Source organism: Pseudomonas sp. (assembly GCF_026224925.1).
Lineage (GTDB): Bacteria > Pseudomonadota > Gammaproteobacteria > Pseudomonadales > Pseudomonadaceae > Aquipseudomonas.
This window is the reverse complement of sequence record NZ_JAMFRV010000543.1, coordinates 1-6,672: the sequence shown is the minus strand read 5'-3', so window position 1 is coordinate 6,672 and position 6,672 is coordinate 1. Positions and strand designations below refer to the sequence as shown.

The 6,672-nt window shown below is 62.9% G+C and carries 5 protein-coding genes and 2 pseudogenes; 1 reads left to right on the top strand and 6 read right to left on the bottom strand.

The features are described 5' to 3' along the window. Nucleotides 1–188 (bottom strand): annotated as a pseudogene (locus tag M0974_RS22905) (DNA-binding protein); the annotation flags it as partial. A 56-nt stretch (nt 189–244) separates the two neighbouring features. Next, a complete protein-coding gene (locus M0974_RS22900) occupies nt 245–1,030 on the bottom strand; it encodes an SDR family oxidoreductase (RefSeq protein WP_297842208.1) in 786 nt (261 codons plus the stop codon). Between the two features lie 140 nt (nt 1,031–1,170). On the opposite strand from M0974_RS22900, the gene M0974_RS22895 reads away from it, so the two are divergent. Continuing rightward, nucleotides 1,171–1,956 carry an enoyl-CoA hydratase gene (locus M0974_RS22895; protein WP_297842204.1) on the top strand — a complete coding sequence of 262 codons (786 nt, stop codon included), beginning with the start codon at nt 1,171–1,173 and terminating at the stop codon, nt 1,954–1,956. A gap of 97 nt (nt 1,957–2,053) precedes the next feature. Here the strand turns inward: M0974_RS22895 and M0974_RS22890 are convergent, their stop codons facing one another. The 4 genes and pseudogenes from M0974_RS22890 to M0974_RS22875 form a co-directional block, all read right to left on the bottom strand. Next, nucleotides 2,054–2,833 (bottom strand): SDR family oxidoreductase, encoded by a 780-nt coding sequence (locus M0974_RS22890; protein WP_297842201.1) that lies wholly within the window; start codon nt 2,831–2,833, stop codon nt 2,054–2,056. Then, a pseudogene (locus M0974_RS22885) lies at nt 2,830–4,530 on the bottom strand (FAD-binding protein). Before M0974_RS22885 ends, M0974_RS22890 begins: the two are co-directional and overlap by 4 nt. Then, nucleotides 4,527–6,248 (bottom strand): FAD-dependent oxidoreductase, encoded by a 1,722-nt coding sequence (locus tag M0974_RS22880; RefSeq protein ID WP_297842198.1) that lies wholly within the window; start codon nt 6,246–6,248, stop codon nt 4,527–4,529. The pseudogene M0974_RS22885 and the gene M0974_RS22880 overlap by 4 nt, the downstream one beginning before the upstream one ends. Before the next feature lie 126 nt (nt 6,249–6,374). Next, nucleotides 6,375–6,672: amidase family protein (locus M0974_RS22875; RefSeq protein WP_297842195.1), on the bottom strand; the 298-nt coding region annotated here is incomplete at its 5' end.

The window sequence follows — 6,672 nt, the reverse complement described above, 5'->3', positions numbered from 1 at the left end:
GGGGCGATCAGCCCTTCATGCGGGGTGCCCAAGGCAAACGCGAGGTCGGTGTAAAGCGGGTTGTCCACGCCCATGACCTCGCACCACTGACGAATCATCGGCGCGTTGACCTCGTCCCAGGCATACACGCGGCCGTATTGGCGCCCCACCAGGGCGCGCACATTGGATAGCAATTGTGGATCAGCCAAAGTCGTCTCCTTCAAATTGAAGGCGGCAGCCGAACCCGGCCGCCGCCATGGGTCGATCAGGTGGGCAGAACCTGCGCGGCCCCGAGAAAGGCCGGCCGTTCACCACCGCCATGCAGCAGCAGGTTGCAACCGCTGGCATAACTGGCCAGTGGTGATGCGATGTACAAGCAGGCGTTGGCGATATCTTCGGCCACGGCCATGCGCGCGGCCGGAATGCCGGCGCTGACAGCGGCGATACCGGCAGCATCGCCGTAGTGCAGGTGCGCCTGGTCGGTCAGCACCAAACCGGGGCTGACGGTTACAACACGCACCTTGGGGCCCCACTCCACCGCCAGCGACTGCACCAGCGCCAGCACCCCGGCCTTGGCCGCGCCATAGGCGGCGGTACCTGGCGAGGAGCGCAGCGCGCTGATGCTGCCGATAAACACGATGCAGCCACCCTGTGGCTGTTCCTGCATCAGTCGGTTGGCCTGTTGGGCAACGTTAAGTGGCGCGATCAGGTTGAGACGAATGATGCTTTCATGAAACCGCGGCGACGCCGTGGCGGCCTCGGCGGACGGGCTACCGCCGGCGTTGTTGATCACCACGTCGAGGCGGCCGAAGTCACGATTGATGGTGTCGAACAGCCGTTGCAGCGAATCCTGGTCACGCACATCGGCAGCGATAAAGGTCGCGCTTCTGGACTCCAGCGTCGGCACCTGCTCAGGCTCGGTACGAGCACAGACGATGACCCGCGCATTCGCGGCCAGGAACCCCAGCGCGATACCCGCGCCGATACCCTTGGTGCCGCCGGTGATCAACACCACCTTGCCGCTGTAATCAAGACCCGAGTGCAACTCCATTACGTGCTCCTTGTTCTACTGACAAGGTGCACTCTAGGGACAAAACCAAACCCGTTCTTCGTCTGAACGGACGATGAATTTTTACCCTCGCGAACAGGACACTGGCGCCTTCACCCAACGCTTGGCACAGGAGGATGCTTATGTCCGATTCATCCGCAGCACCGGTTCTGCTCGAACGCCCGCTGCCGGGCGTGGCCTTACTGCGGCTCAACCGTGCGCAGGCGAACAATGCCTTGAGCCTGGAGCTGCAAGCGCTGCTATCGCGCTATTTCAGCGAGTTGGGCAGCGATCCCGAAGTGCGCTGCATTGTGCTGACTGGCGGCAACAAGGTGTTTGCCGCCGGTGGCGATATCAACAGCATGGCCGGGGTCGGCCCCATCGATATCTACCAGCGCCATACCGAGCGGGTCTGGGCGCCGATCCAGCATTGCCCGAAACCAGTGATTGCGGCGGTCTGCGGTTATGCCTACGGCGGCGGTTGTGAACTGGCGATGCATGCCGATCTGATCGTCGCCGGACGCAGTGCGCGCTTTTGCCAACCGGAAATCCGTATCGGCATCATGCCTGGCATCGGCGGCACGCAGCGGCTGGTGCGCGCAGTAGGCAAGGTCAAGGCGATGCGCATGGCGCTAACCGGGCAAGCGATCAGCGCCGAGGAAGCCTGGGTCGCCGGGCTGGTCAGCGATTTGGTTGACGATGATCAGGTACAGGCCCATGCCCTGGAATTGGCGCGGGTTATCGCGGCGATGCCGACGTTGGCCGCCGAACAGATCAAGGAAGTTATTTTGGCGGGCATGGACGCGCCACTGGAAACAGGCCTGGCGTTGGAGCGCAAGGCAAATGCGCTGTTGTTCGCCTCACGCGATCAAAAGGAAGGCATGCAAGCCTTTATCGACAAACGCCCGGCGCAATTCGAAGGGCATTGAGCGTCGCTCGCTGCGGATCACTACCCGCAAAACGCACAAGGCCGCTGACCTGTTTCGACAGGCAGCGGCCTTGTGTAGTCGCGCAGCGCCCATTCACTTAGATACTCATCACCATCTGCCCGCTGTCGATGCGCAGTTCTACGCCATTGATCGCACGCGACTCGTCGCTGGCGAGAAACAGCACGCTGGCCGCGACATCCTCAGGCAGGCACATGCGGTTCATCGGATCGCTGTCAATGGTCACGCGTGCCGGATCGATGCCCTGCGGAAAACTGCCACGAGTCATGTCGGTGAGTACACCATCGGGGTGCAGGGTATTGCAGCGAATCCGGTATTTACGCCGCCGACATAACACCGCCACCGAACGCGACAAGGCGGCCACCGCGCCCTTGGAGGCGCTGTAGGCCAGGTAATCGTCACGCCCGGCCAAGGCCGCGATCGACGACACATTGATGATCGAACCACCGCCGTCCTTCATCAGTTTTATGCCTTCGCGACAGCCGAGAAACACGCTGTCGGCATTCACCCGCATGACCTTGTTCCAATCTTCCAGGCTGGTTTCTTCGATCGACCCATAGAGCAGGATGCCGGCATTGTTGAGCAGTATGTCCAGGCGGCCATAGTGCTCGCGCAGGTAGGCGATGACCTGCTGCCAATCGCTTTCACTGCTGGCGTCATGGCGGATAAATTCGGCGGCGGGCCCGATTTCTGCGGCCAGCGCCTCGCCTGCCGCGACGTCAAGGTCGCTGATCAGCACCCGGGCGCCTTCTGCCGCCAGTAAACGGGCGCTTGCGCGGCCAATGCCCTTGGCGCCTCCGGTAACCAGAGCGATCTTGCCTTGAACCCGTCCGGACGGGCTGCCTGTCTGGTTCGTCATGATGTTACCTGCGATGCAAGCGTGGGTTGCAGTTGCCGAGCCGTCAGTTGAGCCACTGCGGCTCCGGCGCGACGCCCGGAGAACACGCAATCGGCCAGGGATAATCCACTGATATAGAGGTGCGAAGGAATCCCCAGCGCGGTGCGCCCGGCGGCGTACAGGCCAGCAATCGGCTGCCCCTGTTCGTCGAGCGCCGCACCGCTGTGCTCATCGACCCGCAGACCGCCCAGGGTCAGGGCGCCTAGCGGGAAGACCGGGTTGTCCACGGAGATGTCGCAGGCATAAAACGGTCCCTGATCAAGCACCTGACGCCCGCCCGGCGACTTACCAAAAGGTTCGGGAGCCTCGCCACGGGCCGCAGCATTCGCCGCCAGCACCGAGTCGCGCAGCACCGACTCGCTCATCCCGGTCGCCGTGGCCAATTGGTTCAGGGTCTTGCCCTTACGCACCTTGAACAGCATCAGCGCCAGGGCGGGAAAGCTCTGGAACCACCAATAGCCGCCAAACAATGCCTCGCGAATGGCCTTCTTGCGCAACGGCGCATCGAGCACCAGCCAGGCTTTACCGCCCTGCTCTTCCATCAATGGCTGGCCCAGGGTCGCGCCGTAGACTTCTTAGTTGCAGAAACGCTGACCCTCGCGATTGACCACGATGCCCTTGTGCCAACTGTACGGTGGGTTGATGAAACGCCAGGCCGATACCCGCTCCAGCCCGACGCCCTGGCCTCCGACGCTGGCTCCCAGGCGCAGGCCACTGCCATCACAGCCAGCGGTGCCGACCTTGAAGTTGCGCTGGAATTTCGGCGCATGCTGCTTGATCAATTCGCGATTGAAGATAAACCCACCGGTACTCAGGATGACTCCGTTGCGGGCGTGAACCAGACGTGGCCGGGCGAAATCCCGCTCCAACTGGCAGATCCGTTTGCGAAGGTTTCTGCAGTAACCCGGCGCGAAATTCTGAAGACGCTCGGCGCGAGCGGCCAGGCGCGCATGCAACTTCGCTTGCGGGCTATCGGGCGGCAGGCACCACAGCTCGGCACCTATCACGCGCCCTTGCGCGTCAACCACCAGGCGTTTGGCCGCTGCTTGCAGCAGTGACCGCGCCCCGGCCCGCAGACACGCGGCCTTGAGATGGGAATACAGCACCGCGCCGCACTGGCCCTTGCCCACGGTGCGATGGCCGCGTGGCGCCGGTGGCAGCGGGCCGCCATGCTCCGGCACCAGCTCATTGCCGGAGTAATAGAGGAAGTAACCGTCAGACGGGTATGAGGTCTTACCGCCCGGCGGCATCTGATGAGCGTAGGATGCGCCGTGGTTTTCCAGCCAGTCGAGGTTGCTCACGCTCTCGTCGCAGAAGCGCCGCAGGGTTTCGTCGCTGATCACGCCCTGGGTTTCATGTTTGAGGTAGTCAAACATCGCTTCGGGGGTATCGCTGAAGCCCGCCGCCTGCTGATGGCGGGTGCCGCCTCCGGCGTAAACGACACCGCCACTCATGGCACTGGCACCACCACCGGTAAAGCGGTCGGCAATCAGCACATCAGCGCCATTGGCCCGGGCCTCCAGCGCGGCGCAGGCCCCGGCCGCACCCCAGCCGATAATCAGTACGTCGCAGTGTTCGTCCCATTCCAGGGCACTGCTTTCGGCAACGTGCAAGGGCGCCTGGATCAGCGTGCTGGGGATGTTATCGGACATCGTCATACAACCGCCTTTCGCTGGCTGGCCAGATGGTTGGCGGCGACATAACCGAAGGTCATTGCTGGCCCCAGCGTACCGCCTGCCCCCGGATAACTGGTGCCCATCACCGACGCCGAACAGTTGCCGATTGCGTACAGGCCGGCGATGGGTACGCCGTCATCGCGGACCACTTGCGCATGTTCGTTGGTCAACAGGCCGCCCTTGGTGCCAATGTCCCCGGCATCCATGCGCATGGCGTAGTACGGGCCTTTGCGCAATGGCGCCAGGCACGGGTTGGGCTTGATGTTGCAGTCGCCGTAATAACGGTCGAACACATTGCCGCCGCGAGCGAAGTCCAAATCTTCACCCGTGCGCGCATAGTCGTTGACCTTGGCCACGGTGGCTTCGAGACCAGCCGCATCGACGCCGATCTGGCTGGCCAGACCGGCTAAGGTGTCGGCCTTCCAGTACAGGTTGTTCAACCATTCTTTGCGCAGGCGGCTGTCAGGCATGACCTGGCTTGGCATCAAAGGCCCCATCGCGTAATTGAAACGGAAATGCCCATCGAAAATCACCCAGGCCGGCACCGATTGACCGCCCGTGAGCGAGTTGTCGCGGTACATGGCGTCGACGAATTCCAGATACGGCGCGGCCTCGTTAACGAAGCGGCGGCCTTGGCCGTTGACCACGATGGCCCCAGGGAACGCACGCTCGGCAAAGATCCCCCGAGGTTTGTCCTCGCCTGGCACAGCAATGGTCGGCGCCCACCAGGCCCAATCCAGCAACGCGGTGGCCGCGCCCTGAGCCATCCCGGCCTCCAGCGCAGCGCCGGTGTTGTTGCCTGGCGGTGTCGCACTCCACGCCATGCGGGTCGGTTGGGGCAGGTATTTTTCACGCAGTGCCTGGTTCTGTTCAAAACCTCCGGATGCCAGGATCACCCCGTGGCGTGCAAGCAATTGCACCTCGGCGCCGTCACGCTGCACAGTCACCCCGCTGACCCGCCCCTGCTCGGTGAGCAAGCCACAAAAGTCGGTGTTGAGCCACAGCGGCACGTTGCGGTCCATCAGCGAGCGCCGCAGCGAAGCCACCAGTGAGCTGCCCAGGGCCGCACGGCGGTCCAACTTACTTTTGCGGCGCCATTTGAAGTCCAGTTTGTAACGCAGCATCAGGCCCATGATCAGCAGGCGCCAGCCAAAACCACGGGCCATGGCCTTGTGCGCATCGCGAGCGGTCCAAGCGATGCGCCCCATCAGCAGCGTTGAAGGTGAAGGTTTGCGCAGGTTAACCAGTTCCTCGCCCAGCAGGCCGGTGTCGAAGAACTCCGGGTCCAAGGTACGCCCACCGGGCAACGAGCCCGGCAAGTGCGGGTAATAATCGGGGTATTTGGCCGCCACCGCGTAGCGCACCCGACTGGTTTGGGTAAGCTTTTCGATCATCTTCGGGGCGTTGTCCAGATAGGCACGCAGACGTGTGTCATCGACATGCTCGCCCGCCGCCGCCTGCAGATAACGTAAAGCGCTCGCGTAGCTGTCGTTACCGTTCTGGCGGGCGAAATAGTGGTTATTGGGGATCCAGATGCCGCCGCCGGAGATCGCCGAGGTGCCCCCGTACTGGTCACTTTTTTCCACAAGCAGCACGCTGAAACCCTGATCGGCGAGGAACACCGCCGAAGTCATCGCACCTGCGCCCGAACCGACGACAATCACGTCGTACTGGGCCTGAGACTGAACTTGAGCCGTCATTGTTGTTATGCCATTAGCTGAGGTCAGAAAAAACCGCCGACGACGCTGCTGGAACGGTGGCGGAGTGCACCCCATGATCAGGGCTGCACAGTGCCAGCTCATCGTCAAAGCGGACTAGGGACGGACCTACAGCGCCGCGCGCCTGGCGGCCCAAGGTTGATCCTGTTCCAACTGAGCGGCCAGGCGCAGCAGCACATCCTCCCCACCCAGACGGGCAGTGAACATCATGCCCACCGGCAAGCCGCTGTCGCTCTGGCCCAGAGGTAGGGTAATCGCCGGCTGGCCACTAACGTTGGCGAGTACGGTAAAACCGGCGCTGCCCATTGCCCGGTGGGCGTAGCTGTCCCAAGACTGATCCAGCGTCAACAGGCCCAATTGCGGCGTCAGGCTGGAGGTGACCGGCGACAGGATCACGTCGAAGCGC